The sequence below is a fragment of the Frigoribacterium sp. 2355 genome (assembly GCF_054060695.1).
In genome coordinates this window covers 82,885-101,120 of record NZ_JBSSDL010000007.1, presented here as the reverse complement: position 1 = coordinate 101,120, position 18,236 = coordinate 82,885, and the positions used below count along the sequence as shown (strand labels likewise).

16 protein-coding genes are annotated in these 18,236 nt (G+C 72.7%); 8 read left to right on the top strand and 8 right to left on the bottom strand.

What is annotated here, in order from left to right:
• Window positions 1–90: 90 nt before the first annotated feature.
• Window positions 91–1,299 carry an AI-2E family transporter gene (locus tag ACVJ1F_RS10475; RefSeq protein ID WP_456886043.1) on the bottom strand — a complete coding sequence of 403 codons (1,209 nt, stop codon included), beginning with the start codon at window positions 1,297–1,299 and terminating at the stop codon, window positions 91–93.
• A 119-nt stretch (window positions 1,300–1,418) separates the two neighbouring features.
• Window positions 1,419–1,640: a DUF1653 domain-containing protein gene (locus ACVJ1F_RS10470; RefSeq protein ID WP_456886041.1), complete on the bottom strand. Its 222-nt coding sequence runs from the start codon at window positions 1,638–1,640 to the stop codon at window positions 1,419–1,421.
• A 40-nt stretch (window positions 1,641–1,680) separates the two neighbouring features.
• Between ACVJ1F_RS10470 and ACVJ1F_RS10465 the strand changes: the two genes are divergently transcribed.
• The 6 genes from ACVJ1F_RS10465 to ACVJ1F_RS10440 all read left to right on the top strand — a co-directional run bounded on the left by ACVJ1F_RS10465 (window position 1,681) and on the right by ACVJ1F_RS10440 (window position 8,244).
• Window positions 1,681–3,087: a carboxylesterase family protein gene (locus ACVJ1F_RS10465; RefSeq protein WP_456886039.1), complete on the top strand. Its 1,407-nt coding sequence runs from the start codon at window positions 1,681–1,683 to the stop codon at window positions 3,085–3,087.
• Window positions 3,088–3,301: 214 nt separating this feature from the next.
• Entirely contained in the window at window positions 3,302–4,039 is a 738-nt protein-coding gene (locus ACVJ1F_RS10460; RefSeq protein ID WP_456886037.1) for a DUF1275 family protein, read from the top strand.
• A complete protein-coding gene (gene allB, locus ACVJ1F_RS10455) occupies window positions 4,032–5,447 on the top strand; it encodes an allantoinase AllB (protein WP_456886035.1) in 1,416 nt (471 codons plus the stop codon). The genes ACVJ1F_RS10460 and allB overlap by 8 nt, the downstream gene beginning before the upstream one ends.
• 28 nt (window positions 5,448–5,475) lie before the next feature.
• A complete protein-coding gene (locus ACVJ1F_RS10450; RefSeq protein ID WP_456886033.1) occupies window positions 5,476–6,207 on the top strand; it encodes an MBL fold metallo-hydrolase in 732 nt (243 codons plus the stop codon).
• A gap of 211 nt (window positions 6,208–6,418) precedes the next feature.
• Complete coding sequence (locus ACVJ1F_RS10445; protein WP_173154896.1) at window positions 6,419–7,309, top strand: carbohydrate ABC transporter permease; 891 nt, start codon at window positions 6,419–6,421, stop codon at window positions 7,307–7,309.
• Window positions 7,309–8,244 (top strand): carbohydrate ABC transporter permease, encoded by a 936-nt coding sequence (locus tag ACVJ1F_RS10440; RefSeq protein WP_456886031.1) that lies wholly within the window; start codon window positions 7,309–7,311, stop codon window positions 8,242–8,244. Before ACVJ1F_RS10445 ends, ACVJ1F_RS10440 begins: the two co-directional genes overlap by 1 nt.
• A gap of 78 nt (window positions 8,245–8,322) precedes the next feature.
• Here the strand turns inward: ACVJ1F_RS10440 and ACVJ1F_RS10435 are convergent, their stop codons facing one another.
• Window positions 8,323–9,684, bottom strand: a complete 1,362-nt coding sequence (locus ACVJ1F_RS10435) for an ABC transporter substrate-binding protein (protein WP_456886029.1) — start codon at window positions 9,682–9,684, stop codon at window positions 8,323–8,325.
• A 229-nt stretch (window positions 9,685–9,913) separates the two neighbouring features.
• Between ACVJ1F_RS10435 and ACVJ1F_RS10430 the strand changes: the two genes are divergently transcribed.
• Window positions 9,914–10,795: a manganese catalase family protein gene (locus ACVJ1F_RS10430; RefSeq protein ID WP_456886027.1), complete on the top strand. Its 882-nt coding sequence runs from the start codon at window positions 9,914–9,916 to the stop codon at window positions 10,793–10,795.
• Window positions 10,796–10,906: 111 nt separating this feature from the next.
• On the opposite strand, the gene ACVJ1F_RS10425 is transcribed toward ACVJ1F_RS10430, so the two are convergent.
• The 5 genes from ACVJ1F_RS10425 to ACVJ1F_RS10405 all read right to left on the bottom strand — a co-directional run bounded on the left by ACVJ1F_RS10425 (window position 10,907) and on the right by ACVJ1F_RS10405 (window position 17,181).
• Window positions 10,907–11,755 (bottom strand): MurR/RpiR family transcriptional regulator, encoded by an 849-nt coding sequence (locus tag ACVJ1F_RS10425; RefSeq protein ID WP_371740448.1) that lies wholly within the window; start codon window positions 11,753–11,755, stop codon window positions 10,907–10,909.
• Window positions 11,752–13,074, bottom strand: a complete 1,323-nt coding sequence (locus ACVJ1F_RS10420; protein WP_456886025.1) for an allantoate amidohydrolase — start codon at window positions 13,072–13,074, stop codon at window positions 11,752–11,754. Before ACVJ1F_RS10420 ends, ACVJ1F_RS10425 begins: the two co-directional genes overlap by 4 nt.
• A complete protein-coding gene (locus ACVJ1F_RS10415) occupies window positions 13,071–14,273 on the bottom strand; it encodes a pyridoxal-phosphate-dependent aminotransferase family protein (protein ID WP_123571496.1) in 1,203 nt (400 codons plus the stop codon). Before ACVJ1F_RS10415 ends, ACVJ1F_RS10420 begins: the two co-directional genes overlap by 4 nt.
• A 111-nt stretch (window positions 14,274–14,384) precedes the next feature.
• On the bottom strand, window positions 14,385–16,043 hold the full coding sequence (locus tag ACVJ1F_RS10410) for an AtzH-like domain-containing protein (protein ID WP_456886023.1): 1,659 nt from the start codon (window positions 16,041–16,043) through the stop codon (window positions 14,385–14,387).
• Window positions 16,036–17,181 carry an acetamidase/formamidase family protein gene (locus tag ACVJ1F_RS10405; RefSeq protein ID WP_456886021.1) on the bottom strand — a complete coding sequence of 382 codons (1,146 nt, stop codon included), beginning with the start codon at window positions 17,179–17,181 and terminating at the stop codon, window positions 16,036–16,038. The genes ACVJ1F_RS10410 and ACVJ1F_RS10405 overlap by 8 nt, the downstream gene beginning before the upstream one ends.
• 113 nt (window positions 17,182–17,294) lie before the next feature.
• Here ACVJ1F_RS10405 and pucL point away from each other — a divergent pair, with 113 nt between their 5' ends.
• Complete coding sequence (gene pucL, locus ACVJ1F_RS10400; protein WP_056043854.1) at window positions 17,295–18,188, top strand: factor-independent urate hydroxylase; 894 nt, start codon at window positions 17,295–17,297, stop codon at window positions 18,186–18,188.
• Window positions 18,189–18,236: the final 48 nt, after the last annotated feature.

The following is an 18,236-nucleotide window of genomic DNA, read 5'->3' as shown; positions in this document are numbered from 1 at the left end:
TCCGGCGCATCATCCCAGCGGATGACATCGGCCCGCGCCTCGCTCATCCGAGCGAAGGAGGCGCGGGCCGGGCAGGTCAGCGGCTCGCGATCACGACGCCTCGGGCGCCGCCACGAGGTCGTCCGCGACGCGGGTCCGACGCCAGGCCCCCGTCGCCACGTACTTGACCATCACGTTGAGCACGGCGACCGTCGGCACGGCGAAGAGCGCACCCGGGATGCCGGCCACGTACGACCCACCCGCCACGGCGAAGACCACCGCGAGCGGGTGCACGCGGACGGCCGAACCCATGACCAGCGGCTGCAGCACGTGGGCTTCGAGCAGGTGCACGACGAGCACTCCGGCCAGCATGACCACGGCCTGGACCGGCCCCGCGAAGACGAGGGCGACGATCACGGCGAGCGCGCCGGTCACGATGGCCCCGACGACCGGGATGAACGACGCCAGGAAGACGAGGATCGCGATCGGCACGGCGAGCGGCAGTCCTAGGAAGAACGCGATGAGGCCGATGCCGACGGCGTTGACCGCGGCGACGACGATCTGCACGCGGACGAACGAGGTCAGCGTGTGCCAGCCGGCCTGGCCGGCCCCGTCGACGGCGGGGCGCGCCGCCTTCGGGAAGAGGCGGACGGTCCAGGCCCAGACCCCGCGACCGTCGATCATCAGGAAGATCGTGGCGAACAGGGTCAGCAGTCCCCCGGCCAGCAGGTGCCCGGCCGCGGTGCCGATCGACAGCACGCCGCTGAGGATCGCCTTGCTCTCGGTCTGCAGCGCGTTCTGCGCGTCCTTGAGGTAGCCGGTCACGTCGGCGTTCGTCAGGCTCAACGGCGGCCCCTGGAGCAGGGTCGTCAGCTGGTCGTACTGCGCCACGGACTGCTTCTCGATCTGCGGCAGTCCGGCCCGGATCTGCGTCACGGCGAGCAGCACGAGGCCCCCGACGACGACCACCCCGGCCAGCAACGCGGCCACGATGGCGAGCCACCGCGGCCACCGGTGCCGGTGCAGGAACCCCCCGACCGGCACCAGGAACGCCGACACGAGGATCGCGATCAGCAGCGGCACGACGATCTCCTCGAGCGTGGCGATCAGCCAGAAGAGCACGGCCAGCGCGGCGGCGACCGCGAGCAGGCGCCAGGCCCAGGCACCCGCGATCAGCATGCCCGGGGGCAGCACGGCCACGGGCGGCACGGCCGAGGGCGGCGCGGCCTCGGCCGGGTCGGCGGTGCGGGTCGCGTCGTCCGCGACGCCCCCGTCTGTGGCTGCACCCTGGGGGTGCTGGGAGCGACGTGAGAACTTCATGAGCCGAGTGTCCGGCCGCGGGGCTATCAACCGGCTGTGACTTCGCTGACCCGCCCCGCGCCTCCTCGGCTCGCCCTCGACCGCCGCACGGTGGGCGCACCGGCCACCGGGTGGGGCGGTCAGCCCTCGGGCGCGAACCTCGGGCCGTCGTGCCCGTCACGTCGCACGTGCTCGGACCAGGCCGCGAGGGGCCGCGCCCAGAGGCCCTGCTCGCCGTAGAGCGCGCGGTAGACGACGAGCGGCTCGTCGGTCTCGCTGTGGCGGGCGGTGCCGAGCACCTCGTAACGGCCGCCCTTGAAGTGGCGGTAGAACCCGGGGGCGGGAGGGGTGTCGGCGGTCATCCCGCGAGCCTAGACGGGCGGTGAGGGGCACGATGGTCGGGTGACCCAGGACGCCCCCCGCCCCACCGCCAGCACGCCGACCGCCCCCGGCGAACCGGTCGTCGACACCGACGACCGCGCCGCCCGCCGCGAGTTCGACACCCCGTCGGGCCGCATCGTGGGGCGGGTCGACGGAGAGGTCGTGCGGGTGCTCGGCGTGCCCTACGCCGAGGCCGACCGCTTCGAGCCGCCGCGCCCGGTCGCACCCTGGCCCTCCCCGCTGCTCGCCTTCGACCGCGCCCCCGCCTCACCGCAGGTCGCGTCGCCCGGACTCGACGCGCTGATCGAGGGCGCCGCCGTCGGCATGGTCGACGACGAGCACTGCCAGCGCCTCTCGATCACCCTGCCCGCCGACCTGCTCGCCGACGAGCGCGTGCCGGTCATGGTGTGGATCCACGGCGGCTCGTACGTCTCGGGGGCGGGCGACCTGCGCGTCTACGACCCGCGCGCCCTCGTCGCCGAGCAGCGCGTGATCGTCGTCACCGTGACCTACCGGCTGGGCATGCTCGGTTTCTTCGGCGTCGGCGACGAGGTGCCCGCCAACCTCGGGCTGCTCGACCAGCTCGCGGCCGTCCGCTGGGTGCACGAGACGATCGAGGCGTTCGGGGGCGACTCGAGCCGCATCACCCTGTTCGGCCAGTCGGCCGGCGGTGACGCGATCGCGCACCTGATGATCAGCGAGGGCGCCCGGGGGCTCTTCGCCCGGGCCATCGTGCAGAGCGCCCCGCTCGGCATCGCGCGCGGCCGCAGCCGCATGGTGAAGGCGATGACGGAGGCGGTGGGCACGCCCCGCAAGGACGCTCCGCTCGACGAGCTGCTCGCCGGGCAGTCCGTGGCCGAGCGGGCGGCGAAGCGCTTCGGCCTGCGCGGCGGCATGGCCTTCGGGCTGCAGTACGGGCGGGCACCGCTGCCGACCGAGTCCGCCGCCGACGCCGCGTGGCGCGAGGTCGCGCCCGAGATCGACCTGCTGATCGGCGCGACGGCCGACGAGACCGCGGTGTTCGCCGAGTTCTCCCCCCTGCTGCAGCGGATGTTCGGTCTGCCCGTGGTCGGCCGGGCGATCCGACGCCTGATGATCGACGCCACGACGAAGGCCGTCTACCACCGGGCCGGTCGGGCCTTCGCCGAGCGGCACCGCGCCGCGGGCGGACGCGTCTCGACGTTCGAGTTCACCTGGGAGCCCGAGGGCACGGCGTTCGGCGCCGCCCACATCACCGAGCTGCCGCTGCTGCTCGGCGGCCGCGAGGCCTGGGCGCACACCCGCCTGGTCGGCACCACCGACTGGGAGGACGTCGACCGCCGCGGCCGCAAGGTGCGCCAGGTCTGGGCCGACTTCGCCCGCACCGGCACGGTGGCCGCCGACGCGACGGCCGGCCTCGCCGACACCCTGGTCGTCCACCGCCGCTGAGCCGGTCCGTCCTGGGGGCCCGCGCCCGCGCCTCCTCTCGTCCACAGGAACGGCCCCTCTCGTCCACAGGCCCGCCGGCTCTCGTCCACAGGCGCGGCCCGGGGTTCGCGTGCGAGCGAGCCGCGACAATACGATCGACGGCAGAACCGATGCGCCGACGTCGCCGTAGTCGCCCGCCCCGCCGTGCCCCGGCGCCGAGCACCTGAGGACCCCCGTGAAGAAGTTCCGCCGCAACCAGGCGCGCATGCACCTCGTCATGATGCTGACGCTGACGTTCACCACCGGCATCATCGACGCCGTCGGCTACCTCGGCCTCGACCGGGTGTTCACCGCGAACATGACCGGCAACGTGGTCATCCTCGGCATGGCCATCGCCCAGGCCGACGGTCTGCCGATCGTGGGCCCGATCGTGGCCCTGGCCGCGTTCCTGCTCGGAGCGGCGATCGGCGGTCGGGTGCTGCGCGGCGGCCGTGCCGGGTGGTCGGGCCGCAGCACGACCTCGTTCGGCGTGACCGGCGGCGTGCTGCTCGGGCTCGGCATCTCGACCTTCTTCGTCGTGCCCGAAGAGAACACGCCGTGGGCCTTCACGATCACCGGCCTGCTGGGCGCCGCGATGGGGCTGCAGGCCGCCGCCGCGCGCAAGATCGCCGTGGCCGACGTCACGACCGTGGTGGTCACGTCGACCATCGTCGGGCTCGCGTCCGAGTCGAAGCTCGCCGGCGGCACGGGCAAGAACTTCCCCCGGCGGGTGCTCGCCGTGGTGCTCATCCTCGCCGGTGCGGGCGTCGGGGCCCTGCTGCTGCAGGTGCACATCGGCGTGGGCATGGGCGTCGCCGGCGGGCTGACGCTGCTGGTCGCACTGACCGGGCACCTCCTGCGCGAGCGACGCAGGGAGCTCGAGGCGCGCGAGGCCGAGGCGGCCGCGGCGGCGGCCGGGGCGACCCGTGGCTGACGCCGTGCGGCACGACCTGGTCGTCCGGGCCCGTCGCGCCTGGGTCGACGGTGTCTGGCGCGAGGCGAGCGTCTCCGTCCGTGACGGCCGCGTCGTCGCGATCGGCGGCCTCACCGACGAGGTCGGCGCCACCGTCGACGTGACCCTCCCCGACGACCAGGTGCTGCTGCCCGGCGTCGTCGACAGCCACGTTCACGTCAACGAGCCCGGACGCACCGAGTGGGAGGGCTTCGCGACGGCGACCCGTGCCGCCGCCGCCGGGGGCGTCACGACGATCGTCGACATGCCCCTCAACAGCATCCCGCCGACGACGACCGTCGAGGCCCTCGAGCAGAAGCGCGCCGCCGCGGGCCCCCAGTCGGTCGTCGACGTCGGGTTCTGGGGCGGGGCGATCCCGGCGAACCTCGGCACGGGCGACCTGCGGGCGCTGCACGAGGCCGGCGTCTTCGGGTTCAAGGCCTTCCTCTCGCCGTCGGGGGTCGACGAGTTCCCGCACCTGTCGACCGAGCAGCTGCACCAGGCGATGGCCGAACTGGCGGTCTTCGACGGTCTGCTGATCGTGCACGCCGAGGACCCCGACGGCCTCGACGCCGCCGCGGCCTCGCCGACCGAGGCGCCCGCGGTGCCCGGGGCGCCCGGAGGAGGCGCGGCCTACGACGCGTTCGTCCGCTCGCGTCCCGACGTGGTCGAGCGCACGGCGATCCAGCACGTGGTCGACGCCCTGCGCGCCACGGGTGGACGCGCCCACGTGCTGCACCTCTCGTCGGCGACGGCGCTCGACACCATCCGGGCGGCCAAGGCCGAGGGGCTGCGGCTCACGGTCGAGACCTGCCCGCACTACCTGACCTTCGACGCCGAGCACATCGGCGACGGGGCGACGCAGTTCAAGTGCTGCCCGCCGATCCGCGGCGAGGCCAACCGCGAACTGCTCTGGCAGGCGCTGGTCGACGGCACGATCGACGTCGTCGCGAGCGACCACTCGCCGTCGACCCGCGAGCTCAAGTTCGCCGGCGGCCCCGACGCCGCACACGGCGACTTCGACGTGGCGTGGGGCGGCATCTCGGGCCTCGAGCTGAGCTTCCGCGCCGTGTGGACCGGGGCACGGCAGCGCGGCATCCCCCTCGAGGCCGTCGTCGGATGGATGTCCCGGGGCACGGCGGCGCTCGTCGGCCTGCCGACGAAGGGGCGGATCTCGGTCGGCGCCGACGCCGACCTCGTCGCCTTCGCCCCCGAGACGCCCGTGACGATCGACGTCGACGACCTCTCGCACCGCAACCCCGTGACCGCGTACGACGACGCACGCCTGTTCGGCGAGGTCGCGGCGACGTGGGTGGGCGGCCGATTGGCGGGGCCGAGTGCGCCTCCTGCACGGTTGCTCGTCCGCCCCGACACCGGGGTCGCCTCGTGAGGGGCGGCACCGGCGCCGGGGGCGCGGCGTGAGCCCGAAGAAGGCGGCGGCTCCGGTCGAGGTCGCACCGGGCGTGCACTTCGTCCAGGGTCCCGCGTCGAACTGGACGATCCTCGGGGGCGACGGCACCCTGACATTGGTCGACGCGGGGTACCCGGCCGACCACGAACTGGTCGAGTCGTCCCTGCGTGCCGTGGCCACGGCGACGGGACACGGCGACGCCCGTCTCACGTCGGTGCTCGTGACGCACGGGCACAGCGACCACATCGGCACGATCACGGCCCTGCGCCGGCGACACCGGTTCGAGGTCCTCGCGGCACCCGCCGAGGTGCCGAACGTGACGCGCGAACAGCTGCACCAGGTCGGCGTCCGTGACGTGCTGCCGCACCTGTACAAGCCCCGGTTCGCCCGGTGGGTGCTGCACGCCGTGCGCGCGGGTGGGCTGGGCGACGTGGCGGTGCTCGACGTCCTGCCGCTCGAGCTCGGGGTGGCCCGCACGTTCAGCGGTCATCGCGTCGTCCCCACGACGGCCGTGGGCCACACCCCCGGGCACACCGTCTTCGCGCTGCCCGACGACGACGTGCTCGTCACGGGCGACGCCCTCGTCACCGGCCACCCGACCTCGCGGCTCGACGGCGTGCAGATGCTGCACCCGATCTTCCACTCCGACCTGGCCGAGGCGGGGCGCACCTACGGTCGGCTCGTCGACCGCCGCGCGCGCGTGGTGCTGCCGGGTCACGGGCCGGCCCTCGTGCACTGACGACCCCGAGAAGCGGTCCTCCCGAGGCGAACGGTGCTGTTCTGGTCCTGAGAAGGACGCACCCGAGGCGCGCGACGGCGCTCGCCCGTGCTGCCGGAGGGGACCCACCATGACGAACGCCCACGCGGTCGACACCGCGAGGCCCGAACGCCCACCGGGCCGACGCCCACGAGGCCGGACGCCGGGGACCGGCCCGACCCGCGCCTCCTCGATGCGACGCCGCGAGGCGATCGCGGGCTACCTGTTCATCAGCCCCTGGATCGTCGGGTTCTGCGTGTTCACCCTCGGGGCGATGCTCTACAGCCTGGTCATCTCGTTCAGCGACTACCGGCTGGCGACGGACACGGCGACGCCCGTCGGCTTCGACAACTACGCCGAGCTGTTCCGTGATCCGCGAGTCATGGGTTCCCTGGGCAACACGTTGTTCTACGCGGTGCTGGCCGTGCCCCTCGAGATCGTGGTGGCGATGGCGTTGGCCCTGCTCCTCGCGAGGTCGGGTCGGGCCGGTGGGTTCTTCCGCACGGTCTTCTACCTGCCCAAGATGACGCCGGCGGTCGCGACCGCCGCGGTCTTCCTGCTGTTGCTGAACGGCAACACGGGAGCGATCAACGAGGGCCTGGCGGTGATCGGCATCGACGGACCGCAGTGGCTGATCGACCCGACCTGGGTGAAGCCGTCCATCGTGATCATGACGCTGTGGGGTGTCAGCGGCACGATGGTGATCTTCCTCGCCGCGCTGGCGAACGTGCCCCGCGAGCTCTACGAGGCCGCGTCGCTCGACGGCGCCGGCCGGGTCCGTCAGTTCTTCTCGATCACGGTCCCGATGATCTCGGGCTCGCTCTTCTTCGCCACGGTGGTGCTGACGATCGCCGCCCTGCAGGTGTTCGACCAGGCGTACCTGCTGTTCTGGCGCGACCAGACGAACGCGTCGCCCGAGTCCTCGCTGTTCTACGGCGTCTACCTGTTCCAGCAGGCGTTCCGTCAGTTCGACTTCGGCTTCGCGTCGGCGATGGCCTGGCTGCTCTTCGTCATCATCCTGCTCATCACGCTCGTCCAGGTGCGGCTGAGCAACCGCTTCGTCTACTACGAGGGAGACCGCTGATGGCCGTCCTGCCCGCCGAGACCGCCGACCGTCTCGTCCAGCCCGTCACCACCGACCCTGTGTCGCTCGACCCCGCCCCGGGGCGGAGGCGACCGCGGACGACCGTCGGCCGCGTCGTCGTCTGGCTGCTGCTCGGCGTCTGCACCCTGGCGTTCGTCTACCCGTTCGCCTGGCTCCTCGCCGCGAGCCTGAAGCCCCGCTCGCAGGTGTTCGACAACCTGCTCTGGCCCCGCGACGTCCAGTGGAGCAACTACGCCGAGGTCTGGGAGCGCCTGCCGCTCGCCGCCTGGATGGTCAACAGCGTCGCGATCGCCCTTATCGCCGCCCTGCTGGTGACGGTGTCGAGCTCGCTGGTCGCGTTCGGCTTCGCGTACTTCCGGTTCCCTGGGAGGTCGTTCCTCTTCGGGCTTGTCCTCGCGACGATGATGCTGCCCGGTGCCGTGACCATGGTGCCGCAGTACCTGATCTGGAAACAGCTCGACCTGATCGGCACGTGGGTGCCCCTGTTCGGCATGAACCTCTTCGGCTCGGCATTCTACATCTTCCTGCAGCGTCAGTTCTTCCGGGGCCTGCCCCGTGAGCTGTTCGAGGCGGCACGACTCGACGGGGTCGGCTACCTCGGGCTGTTCCGGCACATCGCGATGCCGCTCGCCGTGCCCTCGTTCGTCATCGTCTTCCTCTTCGAGTTCCAGTCGAGCTGGAACAACCTGCAGTCCGCCCTGATCTACCTCAACAGCGGCGGGGTCGAGGGCTACACGGTGCCGCTCGGCCTGTCGTACGCGATGACGACGTTCAGCCCGACGAACGGGGGCCAGGGCGACTACCAGCTCGTCATGGTCGCCGCCTTGCTCGTGACGCTGCCCATGCTGGTGTTGTTCGCCTTCGGCCAGCGGTACTTCATCGAGGGCGTCTCGACCCAGGCCCGCAAGGGCTGAGCGTCCGGCCGGGCAAGGGTCAGGGGGTCACGTCGGTCGAGGACGTGACCCCCTGACGGTGCGACGAGGAGGCGCGGGTCAGCCCACGGCGCGCTCGTACGCCCGCAGCGACGAGCGCTGGGCGTCGGCCAGCGCCTCCTCGGCCGACTTGTCGCCGAGCAGGTAGCTCGTGACGGCGTTCTGCAGGTCGCTCTGGATCTGCTGCCCGGCGGGCGACGCGCCCACGGTCGTCCCGGACGACACGGCGTCGTAGTAGGTCGCGATCGTCTCGTCGAACCCCTGGTCGCCGCTCGGGGTGACGTACTGCTGGCGGATGGCGTCGTCGGCGGCGGGCGACCCGGTGAACAGTCCGGCGTTGACGGCGCCCGGCGTCTCGGCGAGGGAGTCCGCCCGGGCCTTCGCCGCGGCCAGCCAGGCGTCCTGCTCGGTCAGGGCGAGCGCCCACGCGCAGGCGGCGTCCGGGTTCTCGGCGGCGACCGGGACGACGTAGGCCGTGCCGCCGGCGACGGCGAACGGGTCGCCGTCGGCGTCGCGGAACGGGACGGCCGTGATGTCGACCTCGTCGCGGTACGGCGACAGGACGCTCACGTACCACTGGGCGGCGATCTGGGCGCCGACCTGGTCGGCCACGAACTGGTTGCGGTCACCGAAGGTGTCGAAGGTGTCCGAGAAGCTCTTGCCCACCGCGTAGCCGCCCTGGGCGTCGGCCAGGCGCTTCTCGAGTTCGAGTCCGGCCACGTTGCGGGGGTCGTCGAGGGTCGGCTTCCCGTCGTCGTCGACGATCTGCCCGCCCTGACCGAGGATGAACAGGGCCGCCTGACTCGCCCACACGCCGTCGAAGCCGAGGCGGGTCGGGTCGCCGCCCGACTCCTGGTACATCGCCTCGGCCGCGGCGACGAGCCGGTCGGGGTCGCTCGTGTCGATGTCGTCGGTGCCGAGGCCGGCCTCCTGCAGCACGCGCCGGTCGACGATGATCGCCGGGGGCTGGAAGAACTGCGGCACGGCCCAGATCTGGTCGTCGTAGGTGACGTCCGCCGCGACGGACTCGTAGAACCGCTCGCCGGGGTCGACGTCGTTCGCCGCGTAACAGGCGTCGAGGGGCTGGATCAGGTCCTGGGCCGCGTAGGTCGCGACGAAGTTGCGGTCCATCTGCACGACGTCGGGCACGTCACCGCTGGCCACGCGCGTCGTGAACTTCTGGGCGTCGAAGGTGGTCTGGTCGAGCTGGACGTCGACGTCGGGCAGGGCGTCCGCCGCGTACGCGATGCGGGCCTCGCCGACGTCGTCGGCGTTGTCGAACGCCCAGGCCTCGAGCGGACCCGAGGCCGAGGTCGAGAAATCGGTCGCCTCCCCCTGCCCGCCGCCGCTGCAGCCCGTCGCCACCAGGGCGAACGCGAGCCCCGTCGCGGCCGCCACCCCCGTCTTCTTCTTCGAGGTCATGTCCCACTCCCGTCGACTCGGCCCCGCGTCGTCGCAGGGGCACTCGTCGCCATACAACCCGAGGAGGCGCACCCGGGTCCGCCCCTTGACGGCGACCCCAGGTCGTGCTCGTCACTTGCGCATCCGGACGGCCGTTGTCAACCGGTCTCGAGACTTCGGACGCCCGTCGCGGGACGGAGAGAGCCTGGACCGACACCGGGGTCACGGCCCCCGAAGGAATAGGAGTCCCATGTTCTTCCACAAGCAAGAGCTCCAGTACAAAGCAGAACCCACCAAGCCCGACGCGGTCCTCGCCCACAAGATGCAGGAGATCCTCGGCGGCCAGTACGGCGAGATCACCGTCGCGATGCAGTACGGCTTCCAGGCCTGGAACAGCAAGTTGCCCGGCAAGTACCGCGACATGATCTTCGGCATCGGAGCCGAGGAGTTCGGCCACGTCGAGATGATCGCCACGATGATCTCGCAGCTGCTCGCGAAGGCGCCCGTCGGCGCCACCGAGAAAGCCGTGCAGGACGACCCGGTCATCGCGGCCGTCGTCGGCGGCACCGACATCCAGGCCGCCATCGTCGCGGGCGCGGGCGCCCGCCCCGTCGACTCGAACGGGAACCCCTGGTCGGGCAGCTACATCACGGCCTCCGGCAACCTGCTGGCCGACGTCATCGCGAACGCGAACGCCGAGATGCAGGGCCGCCTCCAGGTCGCCCGGCTCTACCACATGACCGAGGACAAGGGAGTGCGGGACATGCTCGGCTTCCTGCTGGCCCGCGACACGGCGCACCAGAACCAGTGGGTCGCCGCCGCCCGTGAGCTGATGGCCGAGGGCCACGAGGAGCTGCCGATCCCGAGCAACTTCCCGATGAGCGAAGAGATCCAGACCGAGGAGTACAAGTTCTACAACTTCTCGGACGGCGCCGCGGCGTCCGAGGGCACCTGGGCCCAGGGGCCCTCGCCCGACGGCAAGGGCCAGTTCACCTACGAGGAGGCCCCCACGAGCGGCGTGCCCTTCCCCGCCCCGACCAAGCCCGACGAGCGCCTGTACGGGACGACCCCCGTGCCGAACATCGTCGAGAAGACGGTCGGTGCCGTCAAGGACAAGCTCGCCAAGAGCTGATCCGGCCGGCTCGCCACGAGCTGACCCGGTCGTCCGACACCCTGACGCCCCCTCGGCCTGCGGGCCGTGGGGGCGTCGGTGCGTTCTTGTCGCGGGCCGGTGCGGCGCGCGTCACTCGAGTTCGGACAGCTCGGCGTAGAGCCCCGTGATCTCGGCCACGCGGCTCCGCCCCCCCTCGGGCCGGGCGGCCGACACGGTCTCGGCCAGGACGGCCCCGGCCAGCAGGGCGGCCAGGCTCATGGCGCTCGCGTAGCTGTCGAACGGGGCCGGGGTCTCGACCGGGCAGTCGAGCCTCACGGTCACGTCGACTCCCCGCAACGACGGATCGGCCACGAGCACGACCGGCACGCCGCGGGCGGCCAGCGCCGACAGGACGCCGGCGAACCCGGCCGGACGGCGGCGGAACCCCACCAGCACGACGACGTCCCGTGCTCCGAGCCCGACGAGTTCTTCGCCGATCGACTGGCCGGGCTGCGGCGCGACGCGCACGTCGTCCCGTGCCTGGACCAGCTGCTGGCGCAGGTGGAGGGCCACCGGGTAGCTGTTGCGGAACCCCGCCACGACGACCCGCTCGGCGCCGGCGACCAGCGCGGCCGCCCGCTCGAGTCGGCCGTCGCCGAGCCCCGAGAGCATCACGTCGAGGTTGCGACGTTCGGCCTCGGCGTGCTCGGCGATGCCGCCGGAGGCGCGGGCCGGGCCGACCGGGACGCCCCGGCTCCGCGACGCCCTCGCCTGGTCGCGCACCTCTTGGGCGTCGGTGAAGCCGAGCCGCCGGAACAAGCGCGACACCGTCGCCTTCGAGACGCCGCTCTGCTCGGCGATCTCGGTCGCCGTGTAGACGGCGAGGTCGTCCAGGTGGTCGAGGATGAAGTCGGCGGCCCGCTGTTCACGCGGCGAGAGGCGGCCGTAGCCCGAGTCGATCCGGTCACGGATGCCCGCCCCTTCGACCTGGTCGCTCACGCGGGCTCCTGCGTCTGGGTCTGGGCACGCGCCTGGGCCTGGGCCTGCGCCTGCGCCTGCGCCTGCGCCTGCGCCTGCGCCTGCGCCGGGTGCGCCGCCGCGACCGCGTGCACGGCGGCCTCGAAGGCGTCGAGAGCGACGGCCACGTCGTCGATCGAGACGATCTCGTCGGGGTGGTGGCTGATGCCGCCGTTGCCGCAGCGGACGAACAGCATGGCCCACCCGGTCAGCTCGGCGACGGCCATGGCGTCGTGCCCGGCCTTCGAGAACAGGACCATCGGGTCGGTGTCGCCGGTGGCGGCGATGCCGTCGCGGACGAACTCACGGAGGCGCGGTGAGGCCACCACGGCCGGCGCGCGGTGGGTCTCGTCCACCGCGAGGGTCAGCCCTCGACGCTCGCCGACCTCGGCCGCGACGGCCTGGATGCCGGCCCAGACCTCGTCGCGTCGGTCGTCGTGCTCGCCGCGGAGGTCGAGGCTGAACTCGACGAGACCGGGGATGACGTTGACGCCGCCGGGGAACGCCTGCAGGCGACCCACCGTGGCGATGCAGTCGGCCTCTCGGGCCAGTCGCTCGACCGCGAGGACGATCTCGCTGGCCCCGGCGAGCGCGTCGTGCCGACGGTGGAACGGGACGCCCCCCGCGTGGCCGGCGACCCCGGTCAGCGTCAGCTCGAAACGTCGTGCCCCGGCGATCGACGAGACGACGGCGAGCGCCCGGTCGGCCTCCTCGAGGTAGGGGCCCTGCTCGATGTGGGTCTCGAGGTAGCCGATCACTTCGGCCGGTTCGTAGGCGGCGTCGCCGACCCGGTCGGGGTCGAGGCCGAACGCCACGAAGGCCTCGCGCAGCGTCGTGCCGGACGCGTCGGCCAGGGACCACCACTCGGGCAGCCAGGTGCCGGCGACCGCGCGGGAACCGAGCAGGGCGGTGCCGAAACGGGTGCCCTCTTCGTCGCCGAAGGCGAGGACCTCGATCGCGAACGGCAGACGGGTGCCGGACGCCTCGAGCCGCGCGACCAGGGCGATGCCGAGCAGCACGCCGAGGATGCCGTCGTAGCGGCCGGCGTCGGGCACCGTGTCGAGGTGCGAGCCGAGCAGCAGGGCGGGCAGGCCGGGCTCGGTGCCCTCGTAGCGGCCGCGCTGGTTGCCGGCCGCGTCCCGCCAGGTGGTCATGCCGGCCCGTCGCATCCACTCGCCGGCCATCGCGTTCACCCGGGCGTGCTCGGGCGAGAGGTACACGCGCTCGATGCCGGTGGGGCTGCTCGAGACCGCGGCCAGGGCGTCGCAGCGTTCGAGGACGAGGCGAGCCTCGTCGCTCACGCCGCGCCTCCTGCCCGGTCGGCGTCGAGGTAGACGTCGTACGCGGCCCCGACGCCGCCCCCGCTCGTGATCGGTGCGCCCTCGCGGCGGAGCACGGCCTCGAGCGCGGCGAGCGTCGTGAGCACGGTGTCGCGACGGGCGTTGTAGCCCATCGTGCCGATGCGCCAGACCTTGCCGTGCAGCGGGCCGAACGAGGTGCCGATCTCGATGCCGAAGTCGGTGAGCAGGGCACCGCGCACCCGGTCGCCGTCGACCCCGTCGGGGATGACCACGGCGACCACGTTGTTCATCTTGTGCGCGAGGTCGCCGAACGTCTCGAGGCCGAGCCCCTGCACCCCGGCGAGCATCGCACGGCCGTGCAGCTCGTGTCGTGCCACCACGGCGTCGACGCCCTCGTCGACGACGAGGCGGGCACACTCGCGGGCGCCCCAGAGCATGGTGGTCGCCTCGGTGTGGTGGTTGAGGCGCTGAGGACCCCAGTAGTCGAAGATCATCGCGAGGTCGAAGTAGTTCGACGCGATGCGTCGGCTGCTGGTCGTGTCGCCGTCGGTGCGGATGCCCGCCTCGATCGACGTGCGAGCCCGGATGACCTCGACCGCCCGTTCGCCGTAGGTGACGGGAGACGAGCCCGAGGGACCGCCGAGGCACTTCTGCAGGCCGGCGCTCACGGCATCGAGGCCGAGCTCGTCGGTGCGGAAGGCGTTGCCGACGATCGACGCCGTGACGTCGGTGTAGAACAGCACGCCGTGACGGGCGCAGACCTCGCCGAGCCCCTCGAGGGGCTGGGCGACCGTCGTCGAGGTGTCGCCGTGCACGACCGCGAGCAACTTCGGCTGGACGCGCTCGATCGCCTCGACGATGGTCTCGAGCGGGAAGACCTGGCCCCAGGGCACCTCGATGACGTGCACCTCGGCCCCGCAGCGCTCCGCGATCTCGCGCAGGAGGTGCCCAAAGCGACCGAAGACGGGCACGAGCACCTTGTCGCCCGGTTCGATCAACGACACGAGCGAGGCCTCGATGCCGGCGCGCGAGGTGCCGTCGACGAGCAGGGTCTGCTCGTTCGAGGTCTGGAACACCTCGCGGTAGAGCGCCTGGGTCTCGTCCATGTAGGCGGTCATGGCCGGGTCGTACTGCCCCACGAGCTGCGCCGACATCGCGCGGAGCACCCGGGGATCGGCGTTGATCGGGCCGGGGCCCATCAGGAGGCGGGCGGGAGGGTCGATCGGCTGGAAGACGCGTTTCACCCGTCCCACCCTACGCAACCCGTGTTTCAGCCAGGTGAACTCGTCGGGCACAGGCCGGGGCGGGCATCAGGTCGCCCAGGTCGCCGCGAGATCGAGCAGGGACAGGTCCGCCCCGCGAGGGCCCACGAGGCACAGCCCGACGGGCGCTCTCCGTCCGGAGGCGAGCGGCACCTCGAGGACCGGCGCCGAGACGGCGGGGGCGCCGAGCACGCCGGCGATGCAGGTCAGCCCGAGGGTCGCCGAGCGCACGGCGTCCACCTCGGCGGCGGTCGCACCGAGCGCGGGCGCGGCCGAGGACGCGCTGGGCAGGAGCAGCACCCGGCCGTCGAGCAGGGCCTCGAGACGACGACGTTCGTGGCCGAGGGCGACCCGCGCCTCCTCGGCCTGCCCAGGCGAGACCGTCGCGCCGAACGCGAAGCGGGCCGACACGTCGGCGGCGAGCTCGCCCGGGTGCTCGGTGATCCAGTCGCCGTCGGACTGCCAGGCCTCGAAGGCCTGCAGCACGCGGAACAGCTCGAAGAGGTGGGCGACGTCGCCCAGCACGACCTCCTCGGGACGCTCGACCCGCCCCGCGGCGGTCGCCTCGTCGAGAGCCCTCACGAACTCGGCGCGCACGCCGGGCTCGACCGACGCGAGCACCCGCGGATCGACGACGTACGACGGCTCGACCGACACCTGGTCGGCCAGGGGCACCGACGCCCGGGCCGCCCGACGGAGGGTGTCGACCTCGCGGGTCAGCCAGCCGACCGTGTCGAAGCTCGGCGCGAGCGGGAGCAACCCGGCTCGATCGACCGCCCCGTGGGTGGTGCGGATGCCCCAGAGCCCCTGGTAGGACGCGGGCACGCGGAGCGATCCGCCGGTGTCGGTGCCCAGGGCGATGCTCACCTGCCCGAGGGCCACGGCCGCCGCCGGGCCACTGGTCGAGCCGCCCGGGATAGCACCCGGCACGGCCGGGTTGGGAGGGGTGCCGTACGCCGAGTTGCGTCCGGCGATGCTGTACGCGAACTCGTCGGTCTGCGCGATGCCGCGCAGGTCGGCCCCGGCGTCGAGCAGGTGCTGCACCGCGGCCGCGTGCCGAGGCTCGGGGGCCGCACCCGCGAGCCGGGCAGGCACGCCGGCCCCGATCGCGTGGCCTGCGACCGCGAACAAGTCCTTCACGGCGACCGTCTCGCCCGAGAGGGCAGGAGGCGCCGTGCCGGTCGGGTCGTCCCCTCGGCTTCCCGAGACGAGCGGCTCGCCCACGACCCGCCAGACCCGGCGGTCGATCGCCGGCGGCGACGCCTGTACCTGGGCCGAGGCGATCCGCCAGGAGCGGGCACCCCCCGGGCCCGCATCCGGATCGCGGCGCCAGAGCTGCGTGACGACACCACGACCCCCGGCGGCCGGGGCGTTGACCGACACGACGATCGCCACGTCGGCGGTGACGACCCGCACGTGGCACTCGACCACCCGTCGGACCGGGCCGGACCCGCGCCTCGCCCGGAAGGCCGTGATCGCGTCGTGCCCCACCAGCAGCCCACCGGCGTCGGCGCGCATGACGGTGGCGGTCGGTTCGAAGGCCGCGGCGAGCGCGGCCTGGTCGTCGGCGGCGAGTGCGCGCTCGTAGGCGTCGAACGCCTCGAGCAGGCCGTCAGGCAGCTCGCCTTCGACCGAGGTGGGGACGGTGCCCGAGCCGACCCGTGCCTCCTCGGGGTGGCCCGGCGGTGTACGGGTCGCGTCAGCCACCGAAGTCCGCCTTGCGGATGCGGGCGTGGACGCCCTTGACGAGGTCGACGACCTGCGAGATGTCGAAGTCGGTCGCGGCCGAGAGGTAGGCGTAGGCGAGGCTGCGGTCCATGCCGTAGCGGGCCTCGAGCAAGTCGATCGCCGCTCGGACGCAGGCGCGGACCGCCTCGTCGAGGTCTTCGTCGAGACCGGTCGGCACCAGCGACTCGGCGGTCTCGGCCAGCGGCCCGGAGATCTCGCCGAACAGCGCCACGGCCTCGGCGCGCGGCACCAGGTCGAACCGGACGGTCACGCGCAGGCTGGCCTCCATCGCGGTGAGCGCGACCTCGCCGTCGCCCTGGGCGAAGTGCGGGTCGCCGACGTAGGCGAGCGCCCCGGGCACCTGGACCGGCAGGTGCAGGGACGCGCCCTCGGTCAGGAGGGCGATGTCGACGTTGCCCCCGTGCGGACCCGGTGGCACCGAGTGCGGTCGCTCGTCGCCCGCGACGGCGACCCCCATGATGCCGAGGAACGGGTGCAGCGGGAACCGCACCGTGTGACCGGCACCGGGCACGAGCGGCAACGTGCCGACCAGGGAGCCGTCGGGTTCGTGGTCGACGGCCGCGAAGACGCTGACCGGATCGGCGCCGAGCGGGAACTCGCCGGCGAGGGCCCCGCGACCGTGGCGGTTGGAGATGACGCCGTACGGCACGCGAGGTGTCGCGTCGAGCAGGGTCATCGTGACGACGTCGCCAGGCTGGGCGCCGCGGATCGCGATGGGGCCCGTCACGACGTGCGGGCCGTCGGCACCCGGATCGCGACCGTGCTGGTCGTCGCTCGCGGCGGCCAGGGCGACCGCGTCGTCGAGCACGTGCTCGGGGGGCACCCCGTGACGAGCGAAGAAGGCTCGGGGGTCACGCCCCTGGTCGTCGAGCACGCCTTCGTGGCTGAGGGTGTCGATGAGGACGGCCGTGCCCGGGTCGATGGTGAGCACGGGCTCGTCGGAGGCACAGGGCAGGCGCCCCCACAGGGTCGTGGCGAGGGTCGCCGGCACGTAGGGGAGGGCAGCGCCACGGTCGCCGGGCGACAGGGGTTGCAGGATCGGGGTCGCGGGAACGGGGCCCGACGGGGGTGCGGGGGTCGCCTCGGAGATCGCCATGCCCAGCACAGTAGCGAGTGGACGCCTCGTCCCGATAAGCCCTCTGAAACGAGTTGTTCACAAATCGCCGATCGTGAAACAAGTCGTTCACACGGTTGTGTGATCATCGCCGCATGGCGATCATCCTCGGCGACAACCAGTACGGCAAGGCGGAGTCGCGACTCGTGCGCTTCTACCGCGACGGGCCCCGACACGAGATCCGCGACGTCAACGTCACGACGGCACTGCGGGGCCCCTTCGACGCGGCGTACCTCCGCGGCGACCAGAGTGCCGTCCTGCCGACCGACACCCAGAAGAACACCGCGTTCGCGTTCGCGAAGTCGAAGGGCGTCGAAGCCGTCGAGCGCTTCGGGCTCGAGCTCGCCCGCCACTTCGTGCACGACGTCGAACCCGTGACGGGTGCCCGCATCGAGATCGAGCAGTACGACTGGCAGCGGGCCGTGGTCGACGGCAGCGAGCACGACCACACCTGGCTGCGTTCGGGTCAAGAGGTGCGCACCGCCGCCGTCACGGTCGACGGCACCGGCGAGTACGTCGTGGGCGGGCTGAAAGACCTGGTCCTGCTCAAGTCGACCGGCTCCGAGTTCGCCGGGTTCCTGACCGACGAGTTCACGACCCTGCCCGAGACGCACGACCGGGTCATGGCGACGGCGCTCGACGCGAAGTGGCGCTTCGGCACGACCGACGTCGACTGGGAGGCCACGTACGCCGAGGTCAAGCGCCTGATGGTCCGCGAGTTCGCCACCCTGCAGTCGCTCGCCCTGCAGCAGACCCTGTGGCACATGGGCACGGCCGTCCTCGAGGCGATCCCCTCGATCGTCGAGGTGCGCCTGAAGGCACCGAACAAGCACCACTTCGCCTACGACCTGTCGCCCTTCGGCCTCGAGAACCCGGGCGAGGTCTTCTGGGCCGCCGATCGCCCGTACGGTCTGATCGAGGCGACCGTGCTGCGCGACGACGCCCCGCCGGCCCACGATGCGTGGCGCGCCTCCGCGGGTCTCGCATGAGCCTCGTCGAGCCGAACCGCCCCACCCCCGCCCCACCCCGAGGAGCCA

Coding starts and splice junctions, on each gene's coding strand:
- ACVJ1F_RS10475 (WP_456886043.1), bottom strand. CDS start 1,299: ATGAAGTTCTCACGTCGCTCCCAGCACCCCCAGGGTGCAGCCACAGAC.
- ACVJ1F_RS10470 (WP_456886041.1), bottom strand. CDS start 1,640: ATGACCGCCGACACCCCTCCCGCCCCCGGGTTCTACCGCCACTTCAAG.
- ACVJ1F_RS10445 (WP_173154896.1), top strand. CDS start 6,419: ATGCGACGCCGCGAGGCGATCGCGGGCTACCTGTTCATCAGCCCCTGG.
- ACVJ1F_RS10440 (WP_456886031.1), top strand. CDS start 7,309: ATGGCCGTCCTGCCCGCCGAGACCGCCGACCGTCTCGTCCAGCCCGTC.
- ACVJ1F_RS10435 (WP_456886029.1), bottom strand. CDS start 9,684: ATGACCTCGAAGAAGAAGACGGGGGTGGCGGCCGCGACGGGGCTCGCG.
- ACVJ1F_RS10430 (WP_456886027.1), top strand. CDS start 9,914: ATGTTCTTCCACAAGCAAGAGCTCCAGTACAAAGCAGAACCCACCAAG.
- ACVJ1F_RS10415 (WP_123571496.1), bottom strand. CDS start 14,273: ATGGGCCCCGGCCCGATCAACGCCGATCCCCGGGTGCTCCGCGCGATG.
- ACVJ1F_RS10405 (WP_456886021.1), bottom strand. CDS start 17,181: ATGGCGATCTCCGAGGCGACCCCCGCACCCCCGTCGGGCCCCGTTCCC.
- pucL (WP_056043854.1), top strand. CDS start 17,295: ATGGCGATCATCCTCGGCGACAACCAGTACGGCAAGGCGGAGTCGCGA.